This is a genomic window from Vibrio sp. DNB22_10_4 (assembly GCF_052879755.1).
Map to the genome: position 1 here is coordinate 1 of NZ_JBNNXW010000057.1, position 277 is coordinate 277.

1 protein-coding gene is annotated in these 277 nt (G+C 67.5%); it reads left to right on the forward strand.

Annotated features, from left to right (window positions below):
* The coding region (locus ACVA6Q_RS24645) for a chemotaxis protein CheB (RefSeq protein WP_446649219.1) at positions 1–277 on the forward strand (277 nt) is incomplete at both ends.

Here is a 277-nt window from a genome sequence, read left to right on the forward strand (position 1 = left end):
GTTCACCACGTCGTTCGCCAAGCGGCTCGATGGCCTGTGCCGCATCCGCGTGAAAGAAGCCGTGCACGGCGAGCGTGTGCTGCCCGGCCACGCTTACATCGCCCCGGGCGACATGCACCTGTCACTGGGCCGCAGCGGCGCCAACTACGTCACCGAGTTGGACCAGGGTCCGCCGGTCAACCGCCATCGCCCGGCAGTGGATGTGCTGTTCCGCTCCGCCGCGCGCAATGCCGGCGCCAACGCCTTGGGCGTGATCCTGACAGGTATGGGTAAGGAT